This is a genomic window from Microbacterium sp. NPDC080005 (assembly GCF_040702445.1).
In the GTDB taxonomy this organism is placed as follows: domain Bacteria; phylum Actinomycetota; class Actinomycetes; order Actinomycetales; family Microbacteriaceae; genus Microbacterium; species Microbacterium oleivorans_D.
The window spans coordinates 600,474-626,161 of record NZ_JBFBLD010000002.1 but is presented as its reverse complement, the minus strand read 5'-3'; the positions used below and the strand labels follow the sequence as shown (position 1 = coordinate 626,161).

Sequence of the window (25,688 nt, the reverse complement as noted above, 5' to 3'; positions counted from 1 at the left end):
CGCGCACTCCTGGGGGAACACATGTCGACAGCAACCCGTCGTGGGCGCCTTCCCGCCGCTGCGGCCGCGGGGGTCATCCTCCTCGTGGCCACACCGATGCTCGCGGGATGTGCGGAGGTGATGTACGGGGTCGCTCGCGGGATGATGCAGGCTCAGAACGGCCCGGTCATCCCCCCGGCGGACGACGATCCGTCGACGCACCTGCAGGTCAGCCTGGACGCGCTCGATGTGGGCGACTGCTACGACATCCCCGAGCTCGACGAGTCGGCGCCCTCGTGGAGCTCGGCGGTCTACCCGGTGCCCTGCGACGAGCCCCACATGTACGAGCTGTACGCGGACATCGTTCTGCCGGAGTCGCGGTTCCCGGCGGACGAGTTCCCCGACAACGAGTATCCCGGTGAAGAAGACGTCTGGTCGGCGGCGGACGAGGTCTGCTACCCGGCCTTCGAGGCCTATGTCGGTGAGGCGTACGAGGACTCGCCGCTCGAATTCTGGTACTACACGCCCGCCGAGCAGTCATGGCGTCGCGGCGACCGCCAGGTCCTGTGCGTCCTCGGCCACGAGGAGGAGATGGTCACGGGCAGCGCCGAGGGCAGCGGAGCGAAGACATCATGAGGCGATCTTCGGTTGCCGGTGGTGCGGGGCTCCTGCTCGCCGTTCCGATGCTCACTGGCTGCAGCGAGGCGAGCTTCTACGAGATGTCCGGCATGGTCTATCGCGATGCCAGCGGCACGATCACGGTGGGCGGCGACCTCGACGTCTTCGAACTGGTCGCGGGGGACTGCTTCGCCGACTCCGACGGGGAGGGCGGTCCCGATGGGGAAGGGAAGGTCTCGCAGGTCCGCGCGATCCCGTGCGACGACCCGCATCCGTACGAGGTCTTCCACGTGTTCTCGTTGCCGCGGCAGCCGTACCCGGGCGACGACGCCGTCGTCCAGGCCGCGGACGAGGGCTGCTACGCCGAGTTCGAGGATTTCGTGGGGGAGCCTTTCGAGGGCTCGTCGGTCGACTTCTCGTACTTCACGCCGCTCGAGGGCGAATGGAAGGGCGGGCGCCACGACCGGATGGTGCAGTGCTTCGTCGTTCCCGGCCAGGATGTGACCGGGACACTGGCCGACAGCGGGCGTGAAGCGTCCTAAGCCCCCGGCTCGTCCGTCTCGCTCGGGTCGGAGTCGATGACGCCGATGCCGACGGCGTGGTGGCTGGGCTCCTCGTCCTGCTGAGGCGGCGCCTTCGGCTCCTCGCCGGGCTCCTTGGCGACGCTGGGCTCTTCGAGCTCGTCGGTGTCCGGCATCTCCTCGGGGTCGGCGTGCTCCGCGCCTTCGTTCTCGGTGCCTTCGTTGTCGGCCATGACGGCTCCTTCCGTTGCTTCCACTGTGCGGGTGTGATGCCGCGGTCGCGATGGTCTTGACGGCACCGACGTCGGTCGGTAGGCCTACGCTGACCGGATGGATCCGATCGAGCGACTGCGGGAGCGCGAGCGTGAGCTGCAGGCACAGCTCGCGCGGCTGGATGCCGATGACGCGGCGCTGCGGGTCGATCGCTCGGACGCGACGGCCGACGACGAGCACGACCCCGAGGGGTCCACGCTCTCGGGCGAGTGGCAGCGCGTCGATGCTCTCCGGATGTCGACGCGCGATGAACTCGCGCAGGTCGCGATCGCGCTGGCGCGGGTGGATGCCGGAACCTACGGCGTCTGCGAGCGGTGCGGACGGCCGATCCCCGAGGCGCGCCTCGAGGTGCGCCCGCAGGCCACGATGTGCGTGGCATGCGCCTCCTGAGCTGAGGGCCCTGCCTGGGAGGCAGGGCCCTCGGAGTTCACGGCCGGGGCGGAACGGGCGGAGTCGGTCGAGTCGGAGCCGCCGGCTGCGTCGGGGCCGCCGGCTGCGTCGGGGCCGCCGGCTGCGTCTGCTGCCGGAGGGTACGAGTTGCTTCCTCCGCCTGGACGGCGACGGGAGGCGCGCCCTTCGCGTGCTGGGCGATCTTCGGAGCCTCTTCCTCGCCCTTGGTGAGGATGGCTTCCCATCGCTGCTGCATCGGCTTGATGAGGCCGCCGCCGGCACCGACGATGATGACGCCCGCGATGATGGCCAGGACGGCGATCAGGATCGGCGTCGTGACCGAGGTGGCCACCTCGATCTGGTTCAGCGCGGCGGTGACGCCCAGGAAGATGATGAACACGGCGGCGATGTTCGCGAGGACCTTGCCGTAGGAGAGGCCGCTCAGCGTGTTCTGGATGAGCCCCTTCACGGCGGCGGCGATGGCCGTCGCGATCACGATGATGATGATCGCGACGATGATCTTCGGCAGGAAGGCGATGATGCCCTCCAGCAGGTCGCTGACGGGGTTCGGACCGAAGACACCGAACGCGAACTGCAGGACGAACAGGACCAGGGCGTAGTACACGATCTTGGCGACGATGTCGGACGCGTCCAGCTTGGATTTGGCGAGGGCCCTCTTGATACCGCCGCGCTCCACGAGACGGTCGAAGCCGACCTTCTCGAGCAGCTTCTCGAGGGCTTTCGAGATCAGCTTGGCGACGATGAGTCCGACGATGAGGATGAGGAGGAACAGGAGAGCCTGTGGGACGAATGTCACCACGGCCGCGAGCCCGTTCTCCAGTGCGTTGCCGATGTTCATGATGTGACCTTTCACGATCGTCCTCGGCATCTGCGGCTGCCGGCGACGGAGTGAGCGCCCTCAGTGCGCACACTCTCTGTGGTGTGTTGCGGCGAAGTCCGCTGCTGTCGCCAGTGTGATGCCACGGGCGGGACGGGATGCGGGGATTGCTCCGGTGCTGCCCGCGATGGTATTCCGACCCCACCGCCGGTGCGACCTCGTCCAGCAGGGTGGCGGAACAGTACGCCCGAAGCGCGGATCAGGCAAGCCTCGTCGATCGGCGGTGCAGGCGGTGGATCCTCGCCCCATGAGCACCGAGAACCGCGATCGCGACGCCGCGAACCTTCCCGCCCGCGGGGCGACGCCCCCGGCTGAGGCACAGGTGTCCGATTCCGGACACACCCTTCACCACGACGTCCTCCAGCGTGAGAAGGCGGAGTTCGGCGGCTTCAAGTTCGGGTCGGCGTTCTTCGGCTGGCTCACCGCCACGGGTACGGCCGTCCTGCTCACCGCACTCGTCGCCGCGACCGGGACCTGGGTGGGCGCCAGTACGGGGACCGCCCCGGAGGAGGCCGCCGAGACGGCCACCCGGAATGCGGGGACCGCCAGCATCCTGGGTGCTGTCCTCCTCGGCATCGTCCTGCTCGTCTCGTACTTCGCGGGCGGGTACGTCGCCGGTCGGATGGCCCGCTTCAGCGGGGCGAAGCAGGGGATCGCCGTCTGGATCTGGGCCATCGCCATCGCCGTGGTCGTCGCCATCGTGACGGCCGTGGCGGGCAGCCAGTGGGATCTCCTGGGCAATCTCGACAGCTTCCCGCGGATCCCCGTCGATCCCGAGGCGGCGACCACGACGGGCATCCTGACCGCCATCGGCGCCGCGGTGGTCGCGCTGATCGGCGCGATCCTCGGAGGCCTCGCCGGCATGCGCTACCACCGCAAGATCGATCGAGTCGGCCTCGGTCGGTAGACCACGGCGGCGGGCTGGTATCGGCGCCGCCGCCGCCTCTTGACACGCGGCATCCGCTGCCCTAACGTACAACCAAATGGTTGCACAAACGGAGCCCAGCGATGACCAGATCGACCGCGTCTTCCACGCGCTCGCTACCGCGACGCGCCGGGACATCCTGCGCCGTACGCTCCAGCGCGAGCAGTCGATCTCTGCACTCGCCGCGGACTACGACATGTCGTTCGCGGCGGTGCAGAAGCACATCGCCGTGCTCGAGGCGGCAGAACTCGTCGTCAAGCGTGCCGAGGGGCGCGAGCGCCTCGTCCGAGCGGACCCCGACATGATCGCCCGCGCCCGTGCGCTCCTCGCGCAGTACGAAGACCTCTGGCGCGCCCGCATCGACCGCCTCGACGCGCTCCTCGCCGAACCCGAGAACTGACCGACCGTCCCACGAAGGAGAAGGACATGCCCGTCACCGACATCACGACCGACACCGAGAACCTCACGATGACCCTCACCGCCGACGTCGACGCCCCGGTCGACCGCCTCTGGCGGGCGTTCACCCAGCCGCGTCAGCTCGAGCGCTTCTGGGGTCCTCCCGGCTGGCCGGCCACCTTCACCGCCTTCGACTTCACCGTCGGCGGCCGCGCTCACTACGCCATGACCAGCCCGCAGGGCGAGAAGTCCCGCGGGACGTGGGAGTTCCTCGCCATCGACGAGGGTCGCGGCTTCGAGGTGCTCGACGCATTCGCCGACGAGGACGGGCAGCCCATCGCCGAGTTCCCCTCGATGCGCATGGTCTTCTCGTTCACCGAGACCGCCGGCGGCTCGCGCCTGTCCAACGTGACTCACTTCACCTCGGCTGAGGCTCTGGAGCAGGTCGTCGCGATGGGCGCCGTCGAGGGATCCCGCATGGCGATGGACCAGCTCGACACCGTGCTGCACGACCTGCGCGAGTGGTTCCAGGGCAAGGGCACGAACGTCGAGCTCCTCGACGACGCGCACGTGCGCATCACGCGGCTCGTCGACGGTCCCCGCGAGCTCGTGTGGCGCGCGCACCACGATCCGGAACTCCTGAGGAAGTGGATGCTGGGGCCCGACGGCTGGGCGTTGGTCGAGTGCGTCGTCGGCGACCAGTACCGCTACGTCTGGGAGGAGGGCGGCAACCCCGAGACCCGCTTCGGGTTCGAAGGCGACACCCTGCTGCTCGATGAGCCGCGCCGCTCGGTGAGCACCGAGAAGATGATCGGCATGGACGGCCCCTCGACCACGAACGACCTGCAGTTCTACGAGGAGGACGGTGCCACTCTGCTGACGCTGCTCATCGAGTACCCCGACAAGGAGACACGCGACATGATCCTCGCCACCGGCATGGCGGACGGCATGGAGACCTCCTACGCCCGCCTCGAGCGCGAGGTGCTGCAGGCGGCCTAACCCGGCTCCGAGGCGACGCCCTCGTCCGCCGGCTCAGGCCCGGGCGAGGGCGTCCTCGAGCGCGACCCACGCGAGCATCGCGCACTTCACGCGGGCCGAGAACTTCGAGACGCCGGACAACGCCGCCGCGTCGGCGAACCTCTCCTCGTCCAGGGGGATCGCGCCACGGGAGCGCAGCGCCTCGCGGAAGCCGTCGATCAGCGTGACAGCCTCCTCGCGCGGCAGACCTGCGTCGCCGCCGTCCTCCTCGATCAGCGCGGCGAGCATCGACGCGGACGCCTGCGAGATCGAGCAGCCCGACCCCTCCCAGGACAGGTCGGTGATGCGCTCACCCGCGTCGTCGACGCGCACGCGCAGCGTGATGTCGTCACCGCACATCGGGTTGTGCTGGTGCGAGCTCGCGGTGCGTCCCTCCTCGGGCGACAGGCCGCGCCCGTGCGGGTGCTTCGAGTGGTCGAGGATGAGCTCCTGGTACAGCGAGTCGAGACCGTTCATGCGTTCACTCCGAAGTAGGAACGGATGCCGCCCACGGCATCCACCAGCGCATCGACGTCGTCGTCGGTGTTGTACAGCGAGGTCGAGGCCCGGACCGAGGCCGTCACCCCGAACCGCTTGTGCAGCGGCGCCGCGCAGTGATGTCCGACGCGCACGGCGATGCCCTGCGCGTCCAGGTACTGACCCGCATCGTGCGCGTGCACGCCGTCGACCGTGAAGCTCCAGAGCCCGACGCGCTCGCCGCCCTCGGCGTCGCCCAGCAGACGGATCCCGGGGATGTCGACGAGGCCCTCGCGCATGCGGGCCGCCAGTCGCGCCTCGTGCGCGTGCACGGCGGGCATCCCCGCGTCCTCCAGGTACGACACCGCGGCGGCGAGTCCGATCGCGGGACCGATCGGCTGCGTGCCCGCCTCGAACCGCTGCGGCGGCGGCAGGTACCCCGCCTCGTCGAGCGTCACGGTCGTGATCATCGATCCGCCGGTGAGGAACGGCGGCAGCGCCTCGAGCACGTCGCTCCGGCCGTAGAGGCCGCCGACGCCGTAGGGACCGAGCATCTTGTGGCCGCTGAAGACCGCGAGGTCGACGCCGAGGGCCGGCAGGTCGAGGCGCATGTGCGGTGCGGACTGGCACGCGTCGAGCACCGTGAGCGCACCGACCTCGTGCGCGAGCGCGACGATCTCGGCGACGGGGTTCACGATCCCGAGCACGTTCGACACGTGCGAGAACGCCACGATCCGGGTGCGCTCGCCGATGATCTCGGCCGCCGCGTCCAGGTCGAGCCGGCCGTCGTCGTGCACGGGGATGTGCCGGAGCACCGCCCCCGTCCGCGCCGCGAGCTCCTGCCACGGGATGAGGTTCGCGTGGTGCTCGGTCGCGGTCGCGACGATCTCGTCGCCGGGCTGGAGCGCGAACCGAGCGGATGCCGGTGCCCCCCGCCCGAGCGTCGCGTTGCCGATCGCGTACGCCACGAGGTTGAGTCCCATGGTGGCGCCGCTGGTCCAGACGAGCTGCTCGGCGCGGGCGCCGACGAATCGCGCGACGGTGGCCCGGGCATCCTCGAACAGATCGGTCGCCTCGGCGGCGAGCGTGTGCGCGCCGCGGTGCACGGCTGCGTTGCTGCGCGTGAGGAAGTCGTACTCGGCCTGCAGCACCTGGCGGGGCTTCTGGCTCGTCGCCCCGGAGTCGAGGTAGACGAGCGGGTGCCCGTTCACCTCCTGCTGGAGGATCGGGAAGTCCGCGCGCAGCCGGGCAGCGTCGAGCGTCGCGGTCTCGGACAGGGCGGGAGAAGTCACCCCTCTAGGCTACGCCGGTGGCGGGTCCCGGGGCCGGTCGCGCCGGGCTCAGAGGTCAGACCACGGGCGGTACGTGATGGACACGACCGTCTCGTCCACGGGGTCGGTGTTGACCCACGGCGAGTAGCCGTCGAGCTCGGCGTCGCCCTGCGTTCCGTTGATGCGGTCGATCGCGAAGAAGAAGCGCGGTTCGCCGTCGGACATCTCGACCTCCCGGTCGGGTCCGAGGGCGCGCACCTCGTCGGCGGTGAGACCGATCGCGAGGTCGAACTCGGGCGTCACCGCGACGCCGCTCACGTCGGCGCCCGTGACCGTCACGTAGGAGGGGACGAAGTACTCGTCCCGCGATTTGCCGCCCTCGGTCGGGATCATGTCGAAGTAGGTGAACCCGTCCCACGTGTACGAGGTGTAGTCGGGGAAGTGCGTGCCGTCGCCCTCGTAGATCGACTCGGACGGCTCCGCGCCGAACGCCTCGGTGAGGGCCGCGACGGCGGCGTCCGCGTCGCCGCGCCACTCGTACGCGTACAGCTCGGATCCGTCGTCCGCGACGATCGTGAAGCCGTCGGCCCCGAGCACGACCTCGCTCGCCGTCGGGGCCTCTGTCTCCGCCTCGGTCTCCGTGGGCGTCGGCGCCGCCTCGGACGCACCGGAGGCCTCCGGCGACGGCGAGCCCGCTCCCGGTGCGGCGGCGGGGGCCGGCATCCGGTTCAGCATCAGCACGATCGCGACGACGACGGCGATCGCGAGGACACCCGCGAGCGTCAGCAGCGGAATGAGGTTGCGGGGACGTCGGGACTCGGCCATGCGCACATCATGGCAGTCCGCGCGCATTCATCCATCAGTTTTCGGAATGCTCTACCAAACCGTAATGACGCTGCTCGACGCGGCCGCCGCGGTCGTCGCCGGGGAGTGGTCGCGAGCGGCGTCCGTAGACGATCTCGGACGAATCCAGCAGCCACGGCACGAGGGTCACGGTGACGCCGTGCACCATCATCAGCTGCTGCGCGATGCGGCGCGCGCGGCGGTTGTGGAGCGGGGTCTCCCACCAGTGGCCGACGATGTACTGCGGCAGGTAGACGGTCACGACCGACGGTCCGTGCATCTCGCGGTACTTCTCGATGAAGCCGATCAGCGGGGTGGCGTAGTGCCGGAACGGCGAGTCGACGACGACGAGGGGCACCGGCATCCGGTGGTACTCCCAATCGGCCTTCAACTCGGCGATGTCGTCGGTCGTGACGGCCACGTGCACGGCGAGGGTCTTGTCGTGCTTCGCGGCCAGGGCGTAGTCGATCGCCTTCGCGACGGGCTTCTGCAGCTTGCCGACGAGGATGATGGCGAGGTCGCCGGACGAACCGAACTTCACGGAGTCGTCCATCTCGATCTCGTGCTCGACGTCGCGGTAGTACCGGTTGACGCCGATCATGAGGAACGCGAGGACGGGCATCGCGAGGAAGACGAGCCACGCGCCGTGGGTGAACTTCGTGATCGTCACGATCGCGAGCACGGCGACGGTGAAGGCGGCGCCGATCGTGTTGATCGCGAGTCCCGACATCGCCTCGCGGCGCACCGCGGCGGGGCGGTTCTTCAGCAGTCGCAGCTCGCGCCGCCAGTGGCGCACCATGCCGATCTGCCCGAGCGAGAACGACACGAACACACCGATGATGTAGAGCTGGATGAGGGTCGTCAGGTTCGCCTGGAACACGATGAGGATCGCGATCGCGGCGCCGCCGAGGATCAGCATCCCGTTCGAGAAGACGAGACGGTCGCCGCGGGAGTTCAGGGCCTTCGGGGCGTAGCTGTCGCGGGCGAGTACCGAGCCGAGCAGCGGGAACCCGTTGAACGCGGTGTTGGCCGCGAGGAGCAGGACGCAGGCGGTCGCCGCTTGGATGACGAAGAAGAGGATCGAGTCGCCGCCGAACGTCGCGGCGGCGACCTGGGCCATGAGGCTCGGCTGCGGGCCCGCCTCGCAGTCGAACCCGACGAGTCGGCAGGGGTTCTCGGCGTAGTGCACACCCGCGATGAGAGCCAGCGCGGTGAGACCGGCGAAGAGCACGATCGCGATGCCGCCCATGAGCACGAGCGTGGTCTGCGCGTTCTTGATCTTCGGCGTCCGGAACGCGGGCACCCCGTTGCTGACCGCCTCGACACCGGTGAGGGCGGAGCAGCCGCTCGAGAAGGCGCGCAGCAGGAGCAGGATGAAAGCCACCTGCGACAGGCTCTCGGCTTCGACGGTGAAGTCCGCGCTCGAGGCGACCGGGGCATCGCCCATCGCCCAGCGGAACAGGCCGGTCACGATCATGAGGGCGACGGACCCGATGAACACGTAGGTCGGGATCGCGAACGCCTGCGACGCCTCGCGCACACCGCGCAGGTTCACGATGACCAGCAGGATGACGAAGCCGACCGCCAGCTCGACGCGCCACGGGTCGAGGGCCGGCAGCGCCGAGATGATGTTGTCCACACCGGACGAGACCGACACGGCGACCGTCAGCACGTAGTCGACGAGCAGAGCGGATGCCACGACGACACCGGCCTTCTCGCCGAGGTTCGTGCGGGCGACCTCGTAGTCGCCACCGCCCGAGGGGTAGGCCTTGATCAGCTGGCGGTAGCTGAGCACGACGACGATGAGCAGCACGACGACGGCGGCCGCGACCGGCGGCGCGAACGCCATGAACGCCGTCCCCCCGAGCAGCAGGATCATCAGCAGTTCCTGCGGCGCGTACGCGACGGACGACAGCGCGTCGGAGGCGAAGATCGGCAGCGCCCGCTTCTTGGGCAGCAGCTGTCCCTCGAGCTTCTCGGTGTCGAGGGGTTCGCCGATCAGCATGCGCTTCACGGCGGGGGAGGGGGCCGCGTTCGGATCGCGGCTGTCACTGGTCACGGCGGGCGACATTACGCCTCCCGCGAACGCAGTGCAACGTGAGGCGGAGGGGCTCTCGATCCCTAGACTCCAGGGGTGACCGGCCAGATCTTCCCCGCGGTGGTGGCCGTCCTCTTCGGGGCCGTCGTCGGGCTCCTGCTGTTCGTCCCCATCGTCGCGATCAGCTACCGGCGGCGCGGACGTTTGACCTTCGGCCGACTGGGCTTCTGGGCGGCATCCCTCGTCTACTTCATGGCGCTGTGGACCTACACGCTGCTGCCGCTGCCCGCCTCCGACGACTACCGCTGCGCGGGCGCCGTGCTCTCGCTCGGACCCACCGTCGACGATGTCGTGGGCGCATTCGCCGACGGCGCCGCCCTCACCGACGTCCGGCTGCTGCAGGTCGTCTTCAACGTCCTGCTGTTCGTGCCCCTCGGCTTCCTCCTCCGGGTCGTGACCCGGCGAGGTGTGCTCGTCGCGCTGTCGGCGGGCCTGGGTCTGTCGCTCCTGATCGAGCTGACGCAGCTCACCGGGGTCTGGGGCCTCTACCCCTGCGGTTACCGCCTCTTCGACGTCGGCGACCTGACCACCAACACCCTGGGCGCCGTGATCGGCTCCGTCGCCGGCCTGCTCGTCCCGACGCGCTTGCGCGGGCTCGGCAGAGCAGCGGATGCCGGTGCCCCACGCCCGGTGACGCGGGGGCGCCGTCTGCTCGCCGCTGTGTGCGACCTCCTCGGCGCCACGATCGTCGGGGGCGCAGCGGGCACCGTCGTCCAGCTCTTCCTGCAGTTCGCGCTGCGTCGTGAAGACCTCGTCGCCGACGCTGCGATCGCCGACATCGCCGCGGGATGGACCCCGATCCTGCTCTGGTCCACCGTGGTCCTGGCCACCGGCCGCACGATCGGCGACCTGGCGGTCGAGCTGCGCTACGAGGGCGGGCGTCAGCCGGAGTGGGTGGCGCGGCTGCTGCGGTTCGTCGGCGGCATCGGCGGGTACCTGCTGCTCGGTCTGTCCTTCGGCGATGGCGGCGCGCTCGCCGGGCTGTTCGCGCTCGTGTCGTTCGTGCTCGTGTTCACCACGCGCTCCGGCCGCGGCCTCCCGGGGCTCGTGACCGGGCGTCACCTGATCGACGCGCGAGCGCGCGTCTCACCGGTGGACGCGACGCGCGCCGAGGATCACTGACCGCGGGCGCGGAACGTGTAGGTGATCGTCGCGACCTTCTGCGTGGACTCGTCCGACTCGACGAAGGCGCTGAAGACGCGCTCGCCATTGTTGTAGAACGTGCCGCGGCCTTCGCCGTAGGTCAGGCGCAGGCGTCCGTTCGTGAGCGCGAACTCGTCGAAGGGACCCTTGCTGCGCGCCTGATCGATCGACTGACCGACCGTGACGCCGAACTCGTTGGTGACCTGCACGTCGGCCGGCAGACCCGCGCTGACGGTCACCCAGGTCGGGGCCGGCACCTCGCTGCGCGACCGACCGCCGTCGCCGAGGAAGACGTCGTACATGCGGAAGCCCGGCCAGACGTAGATGTCGTAGGCCCAGTTCTCGGCGTCGCCGTTGACGAAGTCCTCTTCAGGAGCAGTGCCGAACGCCTCGGTGAGCGCGGCGATCGCGGGGGCCGCGTCATCCGCCCACTGATGCGTGAACTCACCGTCCGCCGTCGTGATCGTGAAGCCCGAGCCGTTCACCGCGATCGTCGACGCTGCCGCCGGAGGCTCCTCGGTCGGCGTCGCCGAGGGCTGCGGCTGCTCCTGCGGCGTCGACGGCGCCGGCTGCGGCGCGGCGGCAGAGCTCTCGGCGGGCGGCGCGGCCGTCGTGGGCTCCGTCGCGCGGAGCAGGTATGCGCTCACGACGACGATCACGGCGACCAGCAGCACGCCCGCGATCGCGCCCAGGATCATCGGGACCCGGTTCGGGTTCTCGGGGCGCTCCGGCTCGCGGTGCTCCTGCGGGTCGAGGGGGGCGAAGGGCAGCCAGTCGTCGTTGCTCACGAGAGGAACTCCCGCGCGGCGACGGTCAGGGCGTCGACGCCGCGCTCGATGGTCGGGTGCAGCACGGGGGCGAAGTAGGGGGAGTGGTTCGTCGGGATGTCGCGCGAGATCGTGCCCGCAGCGGCGGCATCCGCGTACTGCTGCGGGTCGACACCGCCCCAGAACCAGTAGACGAGCGGGGCGCCGGACTCGCGAGCGAACCACGAGACGTCCTCGCTGCCGGTGAACATGCCGGGATCGACGACCGTGCCCTCGCCGAACGCGCGGTCGAGCGCGGCCGTCAGACGAGCCGTCGCATCCTCATCGTTGATCGTCGGCGGCAGGGAGTGGAGCGTCGCGATGGTCGGCTCCTGCTCCGCGCCCGATGCCGCGGCCTCCGCGCGGATGACCCGCTCGACGCGGGCGAGGATGTCAGCCCGCGCCTCGTCGTTCGGGTAGCGCAGGCTCAGCTCGAGGGTCGCCTCGGCGGGGATGATGTTGTTCTTCAGCCCCGCGTGGATCGCGCCGACGGTGACGACGGCCATCTCGCGCGGGTCGACCTCGCGGGAGACGATCGTCTGCAGGCGCATGACGGTGGCCGCCGCCATCACGACGGGGTCGATCGTCGAGTGGGGGCGCGAGCCGTGCCCGCCGCGACCGTGCAGGGTGACGGTGATGCCGTCCGATGCCGCCATCTGGGTCCCCGGCCGCACGCCGATCGTGCCGGCCGGCAACGGGGTGAGGTGCTGACCGAGGACGATGTCCGGCTTCGGGTACCGGTCGAAGACGCCGTCGGCGATCATGGCCTGGGCGCCGGCGCCGTACTCCTCGGCGGGCTGGAAGACGGCGACGACGGTGCCGGACCACTCCCCCCGCGTCTCCTGCAGCTTCTCGAGCGCGCCCAGCAGTGCGGTGACGTGCATGTCGTGACCGCAGGCGTGCATGACCGGCACATCCTGGCCGGCGGGGTCGACGCCGCGAGCGGTGCTCGCATAGGGGAGACCGGTCTGCTCGGCCACCGGCAGACCGTCCATGTCGGCACGGAGCCAGACGACCGGGCCGTCGCCGCTGCGGACGACGGTGACGACACCCGTGCGGCCGACGCCCTCCTCGTACTCGAGGCCGAGCGCCGCGAGCTCGCGCGTGATGACGCCGGCTGTCCGGGTCTCCTGGAACGACAGTTCCGGATGCCGGTGCAGATCGGTGTAAATCGCTTCGAGATCGAGAGGCATGCCCACGAGCCTACGGCGCGGGAGCGCCCGGTACCTCCGTGAGTCCTCCATGCGGAGCGCTCGTCGAGGTGCGTTCGACCAGGCGGAACGCCAGCTCACCGAGCTCGGTGCGACCGTCGACCGCGGCCAGGACGGCGTCGGCGGCCCGCTCGCCCTGCTCGTGCGGGAACTGGGCGATCGTCGTCAGCCCGAAGAAGTCGCCCATCTCGTGACCGTCGACGCCGACCACCGACAGATCCCCGGGGACGTCGAGACCCTGGTCGCGCGCGGCGAAGAGCGCACCGAACGCGAGCTCGTCGGATGCCGCGAAGATCGCCGTCGGCGGTGCCGCGCTCTGCAGGAGTTTGTGTGTCGCGCGGTATCCGGCGTCGATCGTGAAGTCGCCCGGCGCGAAGGCAGCGTCGGCGATGCCGGCATCCGCCATCGCCGCCATGAAACCGTGGCGACGCAGGGAGGGGATGTCGAGGCCCGGATCCCCGGGGTACCCGGCCCCGATGTGCGCGATGCGCCGGTGCCCGAGGCCGAGCAGGTGCTCGGTGGCGAGGCGCGCGACGGCGACGTCGTCGACGCGCAGCGCCGGGAGGCGCGGGCTCGTGGACCCGAGCCCCACGACGGGCAGATCCAGCGCCAGCAGGCGGTCCACCTCGTCGTCGGCGAGGGTGAGCGAGAGGACGATCAGCCCGTCCACGCGTCCGCGGCGCAGCGAGACGTCGAGGACCCCGTCGCGCTGCGAGCGGTCCGCGCTCATGCTGTAGAGCGTCATGTCGTACCCGTGCGGGGTGAGCCGACTCGCGATCCCGTCGAGCACGTTGGCGAAGAACCATCGGTCGAGCAGCGGCACCACGACGCCGATGTTCGCCGCGTGTCCTGTGGCCAGAGCCGATGCCGCCGCCGAGACGACGTACCCGAGATCGGCCGCGGCGGCGCGCACACGGGCGCGGGTCGCATCCGAGATGCGCCCGCGCCCGCTCAGCGCGCGCGAGACGGTCGCCGCCGACACGCCTGCGACGCGGGCGACGTCGTCGATGCCCGTCACGTCAGTCCGCGGCGATCCACACCGTGGTGTCGGCGGGCAGGTCGCGGCCGAGGAACGCGTCGCTCTCGACGAGCAGTGTGCCCTCCGGCAGGGCGACGGGTGTCGACCCGACGTTCGCCACGACGGTGACATCGCCGTTGCGGAACGCGACGACGTCGTCGCCGTACTCGTCCAGCCACTCGAGCTCGCCCGAGCCGAGCTCGTGAGCGCGGCGGGTGGCGAGCAGCGTGCGGTAGAGCCAGAGCGTCGACTCCGGCTGGTCCTCCTGCACGTCGCGGGCGAGCGCGTTCCACTCGGCCGGTTGCGGCAGCCAGCTCTCGCCCGTCGGGCTGAAGCCGAAGGCGCCCTCGTCGGCGGTCCAGGGCAGCGGCACCCGGCATCCGTCGCGGCCGTAGCGCTCGCCGTCGGTGCGGAACCAGGTCGGGTCCTGCCGGACGTCGTCGGGGAGTTCCATAGCCTCCGGGAGACCGAGCTCCTCGCCCTGGTACAGGTAGGAGGAGCCGGGCAGCGCGAGCATCAGCGCCGTCGCGGCGCGGGCACGGCGCAGGCCTGCGGCGGCGTCGGGCTTTCCGGGGGTCTTCGGCCCGACACCGTGACCCTGCGGGTGACCGGGCATCGCGAGGCGGGTCGCGTGGCGGATGACATCGTGGTTCGAGAGCACCCACGTCGCCGGGGCGCCCACGGCGGGGAAAGCGCGCAGGGACTCGCTGATGACCTCGCGGAGCTGCGCGGCATCCCACTCGCTCATCGCGTAGGGGAAGTTGAAGGCCTGGTGCATCTCGTCGGAGCGCACCCACTTCGCGGTCTCGTCGACCGTCGGCAGCCACGCCTCGGCGCACAGGGCGCGATCGCCCTCGTACTCGTCGAGCACGCGGTGCCATTCCCGCCACACCTCGTGCACGCCGTCCTGACCCCAGTAGGGGACCGGCTCGGCGCCGCCCATCGAGTCCGCCTCGGCCGGCGGGGTGTAGTCGGGCAGGCCGTCAGCCTTGATGAGGCCGTGCGCCACATCGACGCGGAAGCCGTCGACACCGCGGTCGAGCCAGAAGCGCAGCGTCGCCTCGAACTCGCCGCGCACCTCGGAGTTGTCCCAGTCGAAGTCGGGCTGCGACGAGTCGAAGAGGTGCAGGTACCACTGACCGTCCGGCACACGGGTCCACGCCGGGCCGCCGAACACGGACTCCCAGTTGTTGGGGGGCAGCTCGCCGTTCTCGCCCTGGCCGTCGCGGAACATGTAGCGCGCGCGCTCGGGGCTGCCGGGTTCGGCTGCGAGGGCCTGCTGGAACCAGACGTGCTTGTCCGAGGAGTGGTTGGGGACGAGATCGATGATGACCCGGATGCCGCGGGCGTGCGCCGCCTCGAGCATGTCGTCGAAGTCGGCCAGCGTGCCGAAGAGCGGGTCGACGTCCCGGTAGTCGGCGACGTCGTAACCGGCATCCTTCTGCGGAGACGTGAAGAACGGGCTCAGCCAGACGGCGTCGACGCCGAGCGAGGCGAGGTCGTCGAGATGCGAGGTGATGCCGGGCAGGTCGCCGATGCCGTCGCCCGAGGCGTCGGCGAAGGAGCGGGGGTAGATCTGGTAGATCACGGCGGTGCGCCACCACTCGGCGCCGGGGCGGCTCTCGCCGATGGGGGCCAGCGTCGAGGTGACGGTGGAGACGGGGGTCGAAGTCATGCGCGTCAGCCTAGCGCAAGCGCTTGCGCACTCGGTGCCCGCGCTGATCGGGTGAGGCGAGTACCCTCGACCCAGTGAATCCCGACGCCCTCGCCCGAGCCGAGTCGCTCATCGCGACGATCCCCGACTTCCCCGAGCCCGGCATCCTGTTCCGGGACATCTCGCCGTTGCTGGCGGATGCCGCAGCCCTCCGCACGATCGCGATGGCGATGGCCGAGCCGTTCCTCGGCACGTTCGACGTGGTCGCCGGTGTCGAGGCGCGCGGCTTCCTGCTCGCCGGCGCGATCGCGGTCGCGTCGGGGACGGGACTCGCGCCGATCCGCAAGGCCGGCAAACTGCCGCGTCCGGCGGGATCGGTCAGCTACGACCTCGAGTACGGCAGCGCGACGATCGAGATGACGGACGACCTCGCCGCCGGCGCCCGCGTCCTCCTCGTCGACGACGTCCTCGCCACCGGCGGCACGCTGCGTGCCGGTCAGCAGCTTCTCGAGCAGCTCGGCTACACGATCGCCGGCACGTCGGTGCTCATGGAGCTGACCGCACTGCAGGGACGCGCGGTCTGCGGCGACGTCCACAGCGTCTTCACCGTCTGAGCGGGGCGCTCACGTCCGGATGACGACGTTCTCCGGCTCCTCGCCCGCCAGCAGATGACCGATCTGGCGGCGGAGCAGACGAACGACCCGCGGGTGCATCGCATCGGTCGCGCCGCCGACGTGCGGGGCGATGATTACGCCGTCGAGCGTCCAGAGCGGGTGGTCGGCGGGAAGCGGCTCCGGATCGGTGACGTCCAGTGCCGCACGGATGCCACGGGTGCGCACGTGGGCGACGAGGGCGTCCGTGTCGATGAGCGACCCGCGACCGACGTTCACGATGAGAGCGCCTTCGGGAAGCGCCGTCAGGAACGCGTCGTCGACGATGTGCCGCGTCGCCGCACCCCCGGGCAGAGTCGCGATGACGATGTCGACGCTCGGAAGGAGCTCGGGGAGCTCCTCGGCCGCGTGGACGTGCACCCCGTCCTCGTCGCGGGCGGTCGAGGCGACCGCGACGAGGTCGACCTCGAAGGGCGCGAGTCGCGCGGCGACGGCCTTGCCGACGCCGCCGTAGCCGAGGACGAGCACGCGGCGGTCGGCGAGTCCGGTCGCCTGGAACGGGCGCCACTCGCGGGCGTCCTGTGCGCGGACGAAGCGGTCGATGCCCCGCTGCGCCGTCAGTGTCAGCGCAATGGCGAGCTCGGCCGTGGACGTCTCGTGCACCGTCGTCGCGTTGGCGAACAGCACACCGGCGGGCAGGCGCTCCTCGATCCCCTCGTAGCCGATCGACTGACCCTGGACGAGTCCGACCTCGATGCCCTCGAGCCAGGGGAGGGGGCTGCCGGAGGCCATGTACGGCGGGACCACGATGTCGATGCGCGGGCGGGGGGAGGCGGCATCCATCTTCCAGACGAACACCTCCGCGCCGTCGATAACGGCGAGGTCCTCGGCCAGACGGTCGGTGGGCACGCTGACGCTGATGGAAGCCATGCCCCGAGGCTACCGCCGGGTCACTCGACCGTCGTCGCCATGCCCATGCGGGCGAGGACGACGTTCTCGACGATCTGCACGAGGTTGTAGAGCACGAGCGTCACGAGGGTGATGATCGCGACCGATGCCCAGAGGTCGTCGAACCGCGCCTGCGCTGTGAGCTTCTGGATCGCCCCGCCGATGCCCGTTCCGGTCGACAGCCACTCAGCCAGCAATGCACCCGTCACCGCGCCGGGGACCGACACTCGCGCCGCGGCGAACAGCGAGGGCAGCGCACCCGGCACGTCGACCTTGCGCAGCTGCATCCATCGGCCGCCGCCGTAGACGCGGACGAGGTCGAGGCTCTGCTGCGACGCACGCGACAGACCGAACAGGATCGAGGCGAGCGCGGGGAACAGCACGACGATGCTGCCGATGACGGCGACGGATGCCGGGGTGCCGCGTCCCGTGATGAGGATGATGACCGGGGCGATGGCGACGAGCGGGATGCTGCGAAGCAGCAGCGCGAGCGGCATCACGCCCGCTTCGACGGCACGGGAGAGCGAGAAGACGATGGCCAGGACGAGGGCGGCCGCCATTCCGGTCACGAAGCCGAGCGCGGCGTCGCCGAGGGTCTGCCGCACGAGCGGGCTGAGGGCGTCGCGGTGGGCCGCGGCATCCTCGTCCGTGAACAGGAACTCCCACACGTCGACGGGACCCTTGGCGATGTACGGGGAGATCCCGGTGAAGGAGACCACCGCCCACCAGGCGGCGACGACGATGACGAGCGTCAGCGCCGCGTTCGCACTGGAACGGCCCAGCGCGCGGCCGGCGCCCTTCACGAGCGGGCTCCGGCGACCCACGGGGTCACGATCCGCGACAGGAGGCCCAGCAGCGCATAGCCGAGGAGAGCGACGAGCGCGGTCAGCAGGAACACCGCCCAGACCCGGGGCGAGTCGAGGTCGCCCTGCAGCTTGATGAGGGTGATCCCGACGCCCTGGTCGATCGAGCCCATGTATTCGCCGAGGATCGCCCCGAGGAATGCCGTCGGCACCGCGATCTGCAGGGCGTTGAGGATCGCCGGGGCCGCGGCGATCAGGCGCACCTTGCGCAACTGCGTCAGGCGCGAGCCGCCGTAGACGCGGACGACGTCGAGCGAGGCGCGGTCGGCGGCCTTGAACCCGACGAGCGCGCCGACGACGGTGGTGAAGAAGACGGCGAGGGCGGCGAGGAAGACCGCGGTGGCGCTCAGGTCGCCCGCGCGCTTCGCGACCGGCAGGACCACGACGGCGATGCCGCCGACGGCGACGACGGGCAGGCAGTAGCTGACCACCGCGATCTGCGTCACGACGGTCTCGGCCTTCGGGACGAGCAGGACGACCGAGGCGAGGAGCAGGGCGATCGCGTTGCCCCACGCGAACCCGAGAAGGGCTTCGGAGATCGTCACCTGGAACACCGGCCAGTAGGCGGGCAACCCGTCGGAGGCGATCGTCGCGAACACGGTCCACGGGTCGGGTACTGGGGTGAACGTGGTCCCCGGTGCCGGGACGAACGCGGTCGCGGAGAACAGCCACCACGCGCCGAGCAGGGCGACGACCCCCACGACGGCGGCGGTCCCGCGCGGTGCGCGGCGTCCGCGGCGCGCGGCGGAAGCGCTCGTCATGACTCAGCGGCCGCGCGGCCGTCGCCCGTGAAGAGCAGATCGGATGCCCGGTCCACGAGCGCGTGGAACTCGGGAGTCCGCTGCATCTCGGGCAGGCGAGGGCGCGGGAGGTCGACCTCGATGACCTCGGTGATCCGACCCGGTCGCGGCGACATCACGGCGACGCGGTCGGAGAGGAAGATGGCCTCGGAGATGCCGTGTGTCACCATGAGCGTCGTCGCGGGCTTCTCCGTCCAGATACGGAGCAGCTCGAGGTTCAGGTTCTGCCGTGTCATGTCGTCGAGAGCCCCGAACGGCTCGTCGAGCAGCAGCACCGACGGCTTGAGACTCAGGGCCCGGGCGATCGACACGCGCTGACGCATCCCGCCCGACAGCTGCGCGGGCTTGGCCTTCTCGAAGCCGCGCAGGCCCACGAGCCCGATGAGCTCGTCGATGTAGTCGCGGTCCGGTGTACGGCCGGCCACCTCGAACGGCAGACGGATGTTCGCGAGCACGCTCCGCCAGGGCAGCAGCGCGTGATCCTGGAAAGCGATCCCGAGGTCGTGGTCGCGCCGCAGCTGCGCGGGAGTCTTGCCGTCGACACGCACCTCGCCGCTCGTGGGCTGCTCGAGGTCGGCCAGGATGCGCAGGATCGTGGACTTGCCGCATCCCGAGGGTCCGAGCAGTGACAGGAACGATCCCTGATCCGTGTGCAGATGGGTGTCGGAGAGGGCCTCGACGGTGCGGCCACGACCGGTGTGGAAGGTCTTCGCGAGACCGTCGATGCGGATGCCGGTACCCGCGAGGGCACCGGCATCCGCGACGTTGGTGCTGGTCATGTCAGGGCAGGTAATCCTTGAGTTCGGCGTCGTCGGCGTAGATCTCGTCGATGATCGTCGTGTCGAAGAGGTCCCCGACGCTGACGTCCCAGCCCGCAGCCGCGAGCGAGTCCACGGTCTGCTGCTGCAGGTCGTCGGAGATCGTGAACAGGCCGTTCGCCTCGGTCTCGTCGGTCGAGATCAGCAGGTTCTGCGCCTCGATGCCCTTCGTCGTCTTCTCGGGGTCGAGCGCCCCGAAGACCGACTCCAGGCCGTCCTCGGACTCCTCGGCTGCCTGGTTGTAGTACTTCTCGACGAGCGAGACGGTGTCCGCCACCGGCTCCTGGAAGACGTGCGTCCATCCCTTGATCTCGGCGGTGAGGAAGTCCTTCAGCAGCTCCTTGTTCTCGGCGAGGTACTGGTCAGTGACCGTGAAGGTCTCGGCGACGTAGGGGACGCCGTTCTCGGCGTACGCGAGGTTGGTCACGTCGTAGCCGGCGAGCTCGACCGTGAGGGCCTCGTTCGTCAGGTACGCCATGAAGCCGTCGACCTCGCCGTTCATGACGGGGGTGGGGTTGAAGTCGACCGGGACCACCTCGACGTCGGCAGGGTCGATGTCGTTGGCGTTGAGCAGGGCCGCGAACACCGAGGCGTTCGAGTCCTGTACGCCGATCTTCTTGCCGACCAGGTCCTGCGGCGTCTGGATGTTCGCGCCGTCGGCGAGCGACAGGATCGTGAAGGGGTTCTTCTGGAACGTGGCGCCGATGATCTTCAGGGGTGCGTCCTGCTCGGCGACGGCCGCGCCGACGGATGCCGCATCGCTCAGCGCGACCTGCACGGTGCCGGAGAGGAGCTTCGCGACGCCGGTGTCGGGACCGGAGATGCCGACGACGTCGGAGAAGCCGGCGTCCTCGTAGTAGCCCTTCTCGTAGGCGTAGAACTCGCCGGCGAACTCCTCGTTCTTGATCCAGGAGTACTGGACGCTGATCTCGCCATGGTCCTCCGATCCGCCGGAGGATGCCGGTGCACCGCCGGAGGCGCATCCGGCGAGGACGAGGGTGGCCGCTGCGGCGAGGGCGGCGAGGGGGGCGAGACGGCGCAAGGGGACTCCTTGATCATGCTGCGGGTGACATGCGAGGGTGCGTGTCCGACGCTAGACCTGCCGTATTTCCGCATCGTTTCGCCCTTGTGGCGCTACTGTCGCCTCACATCGACCGTCGCCGTCAGGAGGTCCCCATGGTTCCCGAGATCAACTACTGGAGCGTCATCCTCGCCACCGTCGCCGGCACGGCGGTCGGTGCGATCTGGTACGGCCCGAAGACCTTCGGTCCGCGATGGGCGCGCCTGGCTCGCGTGGTGACCGATCGCCCGAAGGGGTCCGCCGCCATCGCGATCGGTGTCTCGACGGCGGTCACCTTCGCGACGGCCTGGGTGCTGGCGGGCGCCACGACGATCGCCTGGCACTTCTACTCGGGGTCGTACCTGTGGGCGGCGATCGTGACGGCGGTGCTGCTCTGGGCGGGGTTCACCGCCGCGCGGGTCATCACGCACGACGGCTTCGAGGGACGGCCGTCGTCGCTCACGGTGATCACGATCGGCTACGAGCTGACCGTCGCGGTGGTGATGGCCGTGATCATCGGCCTGTGGCCCCCCGCCGGAACCGTCTGAGGTATCAGGCGGCGGTGTGCACGACCGCCGAGACCGCGGCGGTGAAGAAGCGCAGACCGTCGACTCCCGACCGCATGGCAGCGGCGGTGTCGGGGCCGAAACCGGGCTCGATCGCGTGCTCGGGGTGGGGCATGAGTCCCACGACGTTCCCGTGCTCGTTGGTGAGTCCGGCGATGTCGTCCATCGAGCCGTTCGGGTTGACGCCCGCGTAGCGGAAGGCGACGAGGCCTTCGCCCTCGACCCGCTTGAGGGTCTCGTCGGAGGCGATGTACCCGCCGTCGGCGTTCTTCAGCGGGATGACGATCTCTTGGCCGCGGCGGAACTCGCTCGTCCACGCCGTGTCGGCGTTCTCGACGGTCAGGCGCTGGTCGCGGCGGATGAACTGCTGGTGCGCGTTGCGGATCAGGCCACCGGGCAGCAGATGCGCCTCGACGAGCATCTGGAAGCCGTTGCAGATGCCGAGGACTGGCATGCCCTTGGCGGCGGCATCCTTCACTTCGGACATGATCGGCGCGAGCGCGGCGATCGCGCCGGCACGCAGGTAGTCGCCGTAGCTGAAGCCGCCCGGCAGGACGAGGGCGTCGACGCCCTCGAGGTCGTGCGACCCGTGCCAGAGCGCAACGGGCTCGGCGCCGGCGAGTCGGACGGCTCGGCGCGCGTCGCCGTCGTCGAGCGAGCCGGGGAAGGTGATGACGCCGATGCGGACGGTCACTCGACGACCTCGATGCCCACGACGTCCTCGATGACCGAGTTCGACAGGATCTCCTCGGCGATCGTCGTGACCGCGGCGAGGGTCTGCTCATCGGCGCTCTCGACCGTCAGCTCGAACCGCTTGCCGATGCGGACGTCGCCGAATCCGGCGTGCCCGAGTCGCTGCAGCGCGCCGGCGACGGCCTTCCCCTGCGGGTCCAGGAGCTCGGCCTTGGGCATGACGTCGACGACGATGGTGGGCATCAGAAAGCTCCGGGATGTCGCGGGCAGGGGTGCGCGACCAGTCTAGAGCCCGCAGCGCGCCGCCGTCGCGTCTCCCGGCGCGGGCTCGTGACCAAACCGTGACCCGCGCGCTGGGAGCGCTCTCTTGACACTCGTGGGAGCGATCCCATAGCGTCTCACGCAACCCCTGAGAGCGCTCCCAAATCTCGTGCACCACCTCGCTCTCACCACACCACAAAGGAGTGTCCTGTGAACTCACGCGCCCTGCGACGCGTCGGCGTCCTCGCCGCCGTCGCGTCGACGTCCGCCATCGTCCTCGCCGGTTGTGCCGGTGGCGGCGAGCCTGCCGCGAACAGCGGCGAGAAGGTCACGCTGACCATCGCCACCTTCAACAACTTCGGCTACACCGACGAGTTCCTCCAGAAGTACGAGGACGAGAACCCGAACGTCACGATCGTCCACAACAAGGCGGCCGAGTCGGGCGACGCCCGCAAGAACTTCTTCCAGAAGCTCGGCAAGGGCGGACTCGCCGACATCGAGGCCGTCGAGGTCGACTGGCTGTCCGAGGCCATGCAGTACTCGGACCTGCTCGCGCCGGTGCCCGACGACCTCAAGGGACGCTGGCTCGACTGGAAGGAAGCGGCGGCGACGGACGCCGACGGCAACCTCATCGGCTACGGCACGGACATCGGCCCGCAGGCGATCTGCTATCGCGCGGACCTCTTCGAGGCGGCCGGCCTGCCGTCCGAGCCGGCCGAGGTCGAGGCGCTGTTCGACGGCGACTGGGACAACTACTTCGACGTCGCCGACCAGTACCGCGAGGGTTCTGGCAAGGCGATGATCGACTCGGCGAACTCGGTCCTGCAGGGCATCGTGAACCAGATCGAGTACACCTACGACGAGCCCGACGGCACCGTCATCGCGACCTCGAACCCCGAGATCGCCGACGCGTACAAGAGCGTCGTCGAGCGCGCCGTCCCCAACGCGGCCTACTCGGCGCAGTGGGGCGACGACTGGGTGGCCTCCTTCCAGGGGGACGACTTCGCGACGGTGCTGTGCCCCGGGTGGATGCAGGGCATCATCTCCGGCTACGCGCCCGACCAGGCGAACTGGAAGATCGCGAACGTGTTCCCGAACGGCGGCGGCAACTGGGGCGGGTCGTACCTGACGATCCCCGCCAACGGCAAGAACGTGGCCGAGGCTCAGAAGCTCGCGGACTGGCTGTCGGCTCCCGAGCAGCAGGTCGAGGCCTTCCTCAACGTCGGCGCGTTCCCCAGCCAGGTCGAGGCGTACGAGAACGCCGATCTGACGGCATACGTCAACGACTACTTCGGCGGCGCCAAGACCGGCGAGATCGGCGCCGACCGCGCCGAGGCGGTCACCGTGCAGCCCTACAAGAGCGCGAACTACTTCAAGTACCACGACGCGCTCCAGAACGCGGTCAACCGCGTCTTCGACGGCTCGGAATCCGAGTCCGCCGCCTGGGACACCTGGGTGGCCGAGGTCGAGGCCTTCTGACCCGTCCCTGACCGGGAGGCCGGCCGTCCCTGCAGCGGCCGGTCTCCCCACCATCCACGCCGACAACGGAGACGACACGTGACGACCACAGACATCCGCCCCCGGACCCCGCTGGAGGATCGGCCCGCGCCCGCGGATCGCCCGGTCCGTGTGCTCTCGTTCCGGCAGCGCCTGAGCCGGTGGGACGTCAAGGTCTCGCCGTACCTCTACATCTCGCCCTTCTTCATCCTCTTCGCGATCGTCGGCCTGTTCCCGATCGCCTTCACCGCGGTCATCTCGTTCCAGGAGTGGGACCTGATCCGCAACTCCGGCACCTTCGTCGGGTTCGAGCAGTACACGTGGATCCTCAACGACCCGAAGTTCTGGGTCGCGCTGCGCAACACCTTCAGCATCTTCCTGCTCTCGACGGTGCCGCAGCTGATCCTGGCCGTCTTCATCGCGGCGATGCTCGATCGCAACATCCGGGCCAAGACCTTCTGGCGCATGAGCGTCCTGCTGCCCTTCGTGATGGCCCCCGTCGCCGTCGCCCTCATCTTCAGCAACATGTTCGGCGACGTCCACGGACTCGTGAACAACGCCCTGAGCGCCGTCGGGCTCGACCCCATCGCCTGGCACAAGGACCCGTTCTGGAGCCACGTCGCGATCGCCACGATGGTGAACTTCCGCTGGACCGGCTACAACGCCCTGATCCTGCTCGCCGCGATGCAGGCCGTCCCCCGCGAGTACTACGAGGCGGCGACCGTCGACGGTGCCGGGGCGTTCCGTCAGTTCTTCAGCATCACGCTGCCGTCGCTGCGTCCGACGCTGATCTTCGTCATCATCACCTCGACGATCGGCGGCCTGCAGATCTTCGACGAGCCGCGGATGTTCGACAACACCGGCGAAGGCGGTCCCGCGCAACAGTGGCTGACGATCACGCTGTACCTCTACAACATCGGCTGGGGCGAGTTCAATTTCGGCCGCGCCGCGGCGCTCGCCTGGATCCTCTTCATCATCATCGTGGTGATCGGCCTCCTGAACCTCCTCATCACCCGTCGTCTCGTCCGGGACGAGGGCGGCCGCGGCGTCAAGATGCCGCGACGCGCACGAAAGGACACCGCGCGATGACCACCGTCAGCGAACCGCCCCTGGCCATCGTCGAGGAGAACATCCCGAACGCCGCGCGACGTCGGCGCGGGGAGCGGACCACCCGCATCCGGGGCGTCCGCGCCGGCTTCTGGGTCTATGTCGGGCTGGGCGTCGTCGCCGTCTCGGCGATCTTCCCCTACTACTGGTCGTTCCTGATCGGATCCGGCGACCAGTTCACGATCAACGACCCCCAGATGTCGTGGATCCCCGGTGCGAACTTCGTCACCAACGCGCTGTCGGTCGTGAACGACCCGGCCGTCAACTTCTGGCTCGCCCTCTGGAACTCGGTCCTCAGCTCGACTCTGATCGCGGCATCCGTCGTCGTCTTCTCGACCCTCGCCGGGTGGGCCTTCGCGAAGCTGCGGTTCCGCGGCAGCAAGGTGCTGCTCGCGTTCGTGGTGGCCACCATGGCCGTCCCGATGCAGCTGGGTGTCGTGCCGCTGTACATCCTGTTCGCCGACCTCGGTTGGACCGGCACGATCGGCGCCGTCATCATCCCCGCCCTCACGAGCGCTTTCGGGGTGTTCTGGATGACGCAGTACATCGGTCAGACGGTTCCGGACGAGCTCATCGAGGCCGCTCGTGTCGACGGCGCGAGCCAGATCCGCACCTTCTGGACCGTCGGGGTCACGGCGGCTCGGCCAGCGGCCGCCATGCTGTTCCTGTTCACCTTCGTCGGCGCGTGGAACCAGTTCTTCTGGCCCTTCATCGTGCTCGACCGCGAGAGCCCCACCCTGCCGGTGGCGTTGTCGCTGCTGCAGGCGAACTACTTCGTCGACTACAGCAAGGTGCTCGCAGGGGTGCTCCTGGCGACGGTTCCGCTGATCCTGCTGTTCGTCTTCGCGGGCAGGCAGCTGGTCAGCGGCATCATGGCCGGCGCGGTCAAGGGCTGACGGGCTCCCGGTGAACGTCCTTTCGCAGGA

At 69.8% G+C, this 25,688-nt stretch carries 29 protein-coding genes; 12 read left to right on the top strand and 17 right to left on the bottom strand.

The annotated features are described in order from the left end of the window. The first annotated feature begins 21 nt into the window (after positions 1-21). Positions 22-615, top strand: coding sequence for a septum formation family protein (locus AB0259_RS09800; RefSeq protein ID WP_366221996.1), 594 nt, complete (start codon positions 22-24; stop codon positions 613-615). Next, positions 612-1,139, top strand: coding sequence for a septum formation family protein (locus AB0259_RS09795; RefSeq protein ID WP_251577500.1), 528 nt, complete (start codon positions 612-614; stop codon positions 1,137-1,139). The genes AB0259_RS09800 and AB0259_RS09795 overlap by 4 nt, the downstream gene beginning before the upstream one ends. Here the strand turns inward: AB0259_RS09795 and AB0259_RS09790 are convergent. Beyond that, positions 1,136-1,351 carry a hypothetical protein gene (locus tag AB0259_RS09790; RefSeq protein WP_251577502.1) on the bottom strand — a complete coding sequence of 72 codons (216 nt, stop codon included), beginning with the start codon at positions 1,349-1,351 and terminating at the stop codon, positions 1,136-1,138. The genes AB0259_RS09795 and AB0259_RS09790 overlap by 4 nt on opposite strands. 97 nt (positions 1,352-1,448) lie before the next feature. Between AB0259_RS09790 and AB0259_RS09785 the strand changes: the two genes are divergently transcribed. Continuing rightward, the gene (locus tag AB0259_RS09785; protein ID WP_251577504.1) at positions 1,449-1,781 is read left to right on the top strand and encodes a TraR/DksA C4-type zinc finger protein; all 333 of its coding nucleotides are present in this window, start codon (positions 1,449-1,451) and stop codon (positions 1,779-1,781) included. 37 nt (positions 1,782-1,818) lie between these two features. Here the strand turns inward: AB0259_RS09785 and AB0259_RS09780 are convergent, their stop codons facing one another. Next, positions 1,819-2,640, bottom strand: a complete 822-nt coding sequence (locus AB0259_RS09780; RefSeq protein WP_251577506.1) for a hypothetical protein — start codon at positions 2,638-2,640, stop codon at positions 1,819-1,821. 286 nt (positions 2,641-2,926) lie between these two features. On the opposite strand from AB0259_RS09780, the gene AB0259_RS09775 reads away from it, so the two are divergent. The 3 genes from AB0259_RS09775 (at position 2,927) to AB0259_RS09765 (ending at position 4,999) form a co-directional block, all read left to right on the top strand. After that, entirely contained in the window at positions 2,927-3,586 is a 660-nt protein-coding gene (locus tag AB0259_RS09775; protein WP_251577508.1) for a hypothetical protein, read from the top strand. 76 nt (positions 3,587-3,662) lie between these two features. After that, complete coding sequence (locus AB0259_RS09770; RefSeq protein WP_366222000.1) at positions 3,663-4,004, top strand: helix-turn-helix domain-containing protein; 342 nt, start codon at positions 3,663-3,665, stop codon at positions 4,002-4,004. A gap of 26 nt (positions 4,005-4,030) precedes the next feature. Next, positions 4,031-4,999 carry an SRPBCC family protein gene (locus AB0259_RS09765; RefSeq protein ID WP_366222002.1) on the top strand — a complete coding sequence of 323 codons (969 nt, stop codon included), beginning with the start codon at positions 4,031-4,033 and terminating at the stop codon, positions 4,997-4,999. A gap of 33 nt (positions 5,000-5,032) precedes the next feature. Here AB0259_RS09765 and sufU read toward each other — a convergent pair whose 3' ends face one another. The 4 genes from sufU to AB0259_RS09745 are packed head-to-tail and all read right to left on the bottom strand — an operon-like array spanning position 5,033 to position 9,679. Then, a complete protein-coding gene (gene sufU / locus AB0259_RS09760) occupies positions 5,033-5,494 on the bottom strand; it encodes a Fe-S cluster assembly sulfur transfer protein SufU (protein ID WP_251577514.1) in 462 nt (153 codons plus the stop codon). Further along, entirely contained in the window at positions 5,491-6,786 is a 1,296-nt protein-coding gene (locus tag AB0259_RS09755; protein ID WP_251577516.1) for a SufS family cysteine desulfurase, read from the bottom strand. Before AB0259_RS09755 ends, sufU begins: the two co-directional genes overlap by 4 nt. A gap of 48 nt (positions 6,787-6,834) precedes the next feature. Beyond that, positions 6,835-7,590 carry a hypothetical protein gene (locus AB0259_RS09750; protein ID WP_251577519.1) on the bottom strand — a complete coding sequence of 252 codons (756 nt, stop codon included), beginning with the start codon at positions 7,588-7,590 and terminating at the stop codon, positions 6,835-6,837. Positions 7,591-7,624: 34 nt separating this feature from the next. Further along, positions 7,625-9,679, bottom strand: a complete 2,055-nt coding sequence (locus AB0259_RS09745) for an APC family permease (RefSeq protein WP_251577521.1) — start codon at positions 9,677-9,679, stop codon at positions 7,625-7,627. Positions 9,680-9,742: 63 nt separating this feature from the next. Here AB0259_RS09745 and AB0259_RS09740 point away from each other — a divergent pair, with 63 nt between their 5' ends. Next, positions 9,743-10,828, top strand: coding sequence for a VanZ family protein (locus AB0259_RS09740; RefSeq protein ID WP_366222006.1), 1,086 nt, complete (start codon positions 9,743-9,745; stop codon positions 10,826-10,828). Here AB0259_RS09740 and AB0259_RS09735 read toward each other — a convergent pair. From AB0259_RS09735 to AB0259_RS09720, 4 genes are read right to left on the bottom strand one after another with little or no spacing between them, the layout of a single operon-like run. Then, positions 10,822-11,637, bottom strand: coding sequence for a hypothetical protein (locus AB0259_RS09735; RefSeq protein WP_251577525.1), 816 nt, complete (start codon positions 11,635-11,637; stop codon positions 10,822-10,824). The genes AB0259_RS09740 and AB0259_RS09735 overlap by 7 nt on opposite strands. Then, entirely contained in the window at positions 11,634-12,848 is a 1,215-nt protein-coding gene (locus AB0259_RS09730) for an amidohydrolase (protein WP_251577527.1), read from the bottom strand. Before AB0259_RS09730 ends, AB0259_RS09735 begins: the two co-directional genes overlap by 4 nt. Before the next feature lie 10 nt (positions 12,849-12,858). Then, positions 12,859-13,884 (bottom strand): LacI family DNA-binding transcriptional regulator, encoded by a 1,026-nt coding sequence (locus AB0259_RS09725; RefSeq protein ID WP_251577529.1) that lies wholly within the window; start codon positions 13,882-13,884, stop codon positions 12,859-12,861. 1 nt (position 13,885) lies between these two features. Next, positions 13,886-15,559: a glycoside hydrolase family 13 protein gene (locus AB0259_RS09720; RefSeq protein WP_366222009.1), complete on the bottom strand. Its 1,674-nt coding sequence runs from the start codon at positions 15,557-15,559 to the stop codon at positions 13,886-13,888. A gap of 74 nt (positions 15,560-15,633) precedes the next feature. On the opposite strand from AB0259_RS09720, the gene AB0259_RS09715 reads away from it, so the two are divergent. After that, a complete protein-coding gene (locus AB0259_RS09715; RefSeq protein WP_251577533.1) occupies positions 15,634-16,152 on the top strand; it encodes an adenine phosphoribosyltransferase in 519 nt (172 codons plus the stop codon). Positions 16,153-16,161: 9 nt separating this feature from the next. Here the strand turns inward: AB0259_RS09715 and AB0259_RS09710 are convergent, their stop codons facing one another. Genes AB0259_RS09710 through AB0259_RS09690 form a run of 5 tightly spaced genes read right to left on the bottom strand, consistent with a single transcriptional unit; the run spans position 16,162 to position 20,620 of the window. After that, complete coding sequence (locus AB0259_RS09710) at positions 16,162-17,079, bottom strand: 2-hydroxyacid dehydrogenase (RefSeq protein WP_366222011.1); 918 nt, start codon at positions 17,077-17,079, stop codon at positions 16,162-16,164. A 20-nt stretch (positions 17,080-17,099) separates the two neighbouring features. Continuing rightward, on the bottom strand, positions 17,100-17,921 hold the full coding sequence (locus AB0259_RS09705) for an ABC transporter permease subunit (protein ID WP_366222013.1): 822 nt from the start codon (positions 17,919-17,921) through the stop codon (positions 17,100-17,102). Beyond that, complete coding sequence (locus AB0259_RS09700) at positions 17,897-18,721, bottom strand: ABC transporter permease subunit (protein ID WP_366222015.1); 825 nt, start codon at positions 18,719-18,721, stop codon at positions 17,897-17,899. Before AB0259_RS09700 ends, AB0259_RS09705 begins: the two co-directional genes overlap by 25 nt. Continuing rightward, positions 18,718-19,539, bottom strand: a complete 822-nt coding sequence (locus tag AB0259_RS09695; protein ID WP_251577539.1) for an ABC transporter ATP-binding protein — start codon at positions 19,537-19,539, stop codon at positions 18,718-18,720. The genes AB0259_RS09700 and AB0259_RS09695 overlap by 4 nt, the downstream gene beginning before the upstream one ends. Position 19,540: 1 nt before the next feature. Beyond that, positions 19,541-20,620, bottom strand: a complete 1,080-nt coding sequence (locus AB0259_RS09690) for an ABC transporter substrate-binding protein (RefSeq protein WP_366222016.1) — start codon at positions 20,618-20,620, stop codon at positions 19,541-19,543. Between the two features lie 134 nt (positions 20,621-20,754). Between AB0259_RS09690 and AB0259_RS09685 the strand changes: the two genes are divergently transcribed. Next, positions 20,755-21,186 (top strand): DUF1761 domain-containing protein, encoded by a 432-nt coding sequence (locus tag AB0259_RS09685; protein WP_366222018.1) that lies wholly within the window; start codon positions 20,755-20,757, stop codon positions 21,184-21,186. Positions 21,187-21,190: 4 nt separating this feature from the next. Here AB0259_RS09685 and purQ read toward each other — a convergent pair whose 3' ends face one another. Both purQ and purS read right to left on the bottom strand, forming a co-directional pair. Then, a complete protein-coding gene (gene purQ / locus AB0259_RS09680; protein ID WP_251577545.1) occupies positions 21,191-21,898 on the bottom strand; it encodes a phosphoribosylformylglycinamidine synthase subunit PurQ in 708 nt (235 codons plus the stop codon). Beyond that, positions 21,895-22,140 (bottom strand): phosphoribosylformylglycinamidine synthase subunit PurS, encoded by a 246-nt coding sequence (gene purS, locus AB0259_RS09675; RefSeq protein ID WP_251577546.1) that lies wholly within the window; start codon positions 22,138-22,140, stop codon positions 21,895-21,897. The genes purQ and purS overlap by 4 nt, the downstream gene beginning before the upstream one ends. A 228-nt stretch (positions 22,141-22,368) precedes the next feature. Between purS and AB0259_RS09670 the strand changes: the two genes are divergently transcribed. The 3 genes from AB0259_RS09670 to AB0259_RS09660 all read left to right on the top strand — a co-directional run bounded on the left by AB0259_RS09670 (position 22,369) and on the right by AB0259_RS09660 (position 25,658). Next, positions 22,369-23,637, top strand: a complete 1,269-nt coding sequence (locus AB0259_RS09670) for an ABC transporter substrate-binding protein (RefSeq protein WP_251577548.1) — start codon at positions 22,369-22,371, stop codon at positions 23,635-23,637. Positions 23,638-23,715: 78 nt separating this feature from the next. Further along, on the top strand, positions 23,716-24,744 hold the full coding sequence (locus AB0259_RS09665; protein WP_251577550.1) for a sugar ABC transporter permease: 1,029 nt from the start codon (positions 23,716-23,718) through the stop codon (positions 24,742-24,744). After that, entirely contained in the window at positions 24,741-25,658 is a 918-nt protein-coding gene (locus AB0259_RS09660) for a carbohydrate ABC transporter permease (RefSeq protein WP_366222021.1), read from the top strand. Before AB0259_RS09665 ends, AB0259_RS09660 begins: the two co-directional genes overlap by 4 nt. Positions 25,659-25,688 lie beyond the last annotated feature (30 nt).

What these genes read in the sequence shown, in the direction of transcription:
- AB0259_RS09800 (WP_366221996.1), top strand. Translation starts at nt 22, where the DNA reads ATGTCGACAGCAACCCGTCGTGGGCGCCTTCCCGCCGCTGCGGCCGCG.
- AB0259_RS09795 (WP_251577500.1), top strand. Translation starts at nt 612, where the DNA reads ATGAGGCGATCTTCGGTTGCCGGTGGTGCGGGGCTCCTGCTCGCCGTT.
- AB0259_RS09790 (WP_251577502.1), bottom strand. Translation starts at nt 1,351, where the DNA reads ATGGCCGACAACGAAGGCACCGAGAACGAAGGCGCGGAGCACGCCGAC.
- AB0259_RS09785 (WP_251577504.1), top strand. Translation starts at nt 1,449, where the DNA reads ATGGATCCGATCGAGCGACTGCGGGAGCGCGAGCGTGAGCTGCAGGCA.
- AB0259_RS09780 (WP_251577506.1), bottom strand. Translation starts at nt 2,640, where the DNA reads ATGAACATCGGCAACGCACTGGAGAACGGGCTCGCGGCCGTGGTGACA.
- AB0259_RS09775 (WP_251577508.1), top strand. Translation starts at nt 2,927, where the DNA reads ATGAGCACCGAGAACCGCGATCGCGACGCCGCGAACCTTCCCGCCCGC.
- AB0259_RS09770 (WP_366222000.1), top strand. Translation starts at nt 3,663, where the DNA reads ATGGTTGCACAAACGGAGCCCAGCGATGACCAGATCGACCGCGTCTTC.
- AB0259_RS09765 (WP_366222002.1), top strand. Translation starts at nt 4,031, where the DNA reads ATGCCCGTCACCGACATCACGACCGACACCGAGAACCTCACGATGACC.
- sufU (WP_251577514.1), bottom strand. Translation starts at nt 5,494, where the DNA reads ATGAACGGTCTCGACTCGCTGTACCAGGAGCTCATCCTCGACCACTCG.
- AB0259_RS09750 (WP_251577519.1), bottom strand. Translation starts at nt 7,590, where the DNA reads ATGGCCGAGTCCCGACGTCCCCGCAACCTCATTCCGCTGCTGACGCTC.
- AB0259_RS09745 (WP_251577521.1), bottom strand. Translation starts at nt 9,679, where the DNA reads ATGTCGCCCGCCGTGACCAGTGACAGCCGCGATCCGAACGCGGCCCCC.
- AB0259_RS09730 (WP_251577527.1), bottom strand. Translation starts at nt 12,848, where the DNA reads ATGCCTCTCGATCTCGAAGCGATTTACACCGATCTGCACCGGCATCCG.
- AB0259_RS09720 (WP_366222009.1), bottom strand. Translation starts at nt 15,559, where the DNA reads ATGACTTCGACCCCCGTCTCCACCGTCACCTCGACGCTGGCCCCCATC.
- AB0259_RS09710 (WP_366222011.1), bottom strand. Translation starts at nt 17,079, where the DNA reads ATGGCTTCCATCAGCGTCAGCGTGCCCACCGACCGTCTGGCCGAGGAC.
- AB0259_RS09700 (WP_366222015.1), bottom strand. Translation starts at nt 18,721, where the DNA reads ATGACGAGCGCTTCCGCCGCGCGCCGCGGACGCCGCGCACCGCGCGGG.
- AB0259_RS09695 (WP_251577539.1), bottom strand. Translation starts at nt 19,539, where the DNA reads ATGACCAGCACCAACGTCGCGGATGCCGGTGCCCTCGCGGGTACCGGC.
- AB0259_RS09685 (WP_366222018.1), top strand. Translation starts at nt 20,755, where the DNA reads ATGGTTCCCGAGATCAACTACTGGAGCGTCATCCTCGCCACCGTCGCC.
- purS (WP_251577546.1), bottom strand. Translation starts at nt 22,140, where the DNA reads ATGCCCACCATCGTCGTCGACGTCATGCCCAAGGCCGAGCTCCTGGAC.
- AB0259_RS09660 (WP_366222021.1), top strand. Translation starts at nt 24,741, where the DNA reads ATGACCACCGTCAGCGAACCGCCCCTGGCCATCGTCGAGGAGAACATC.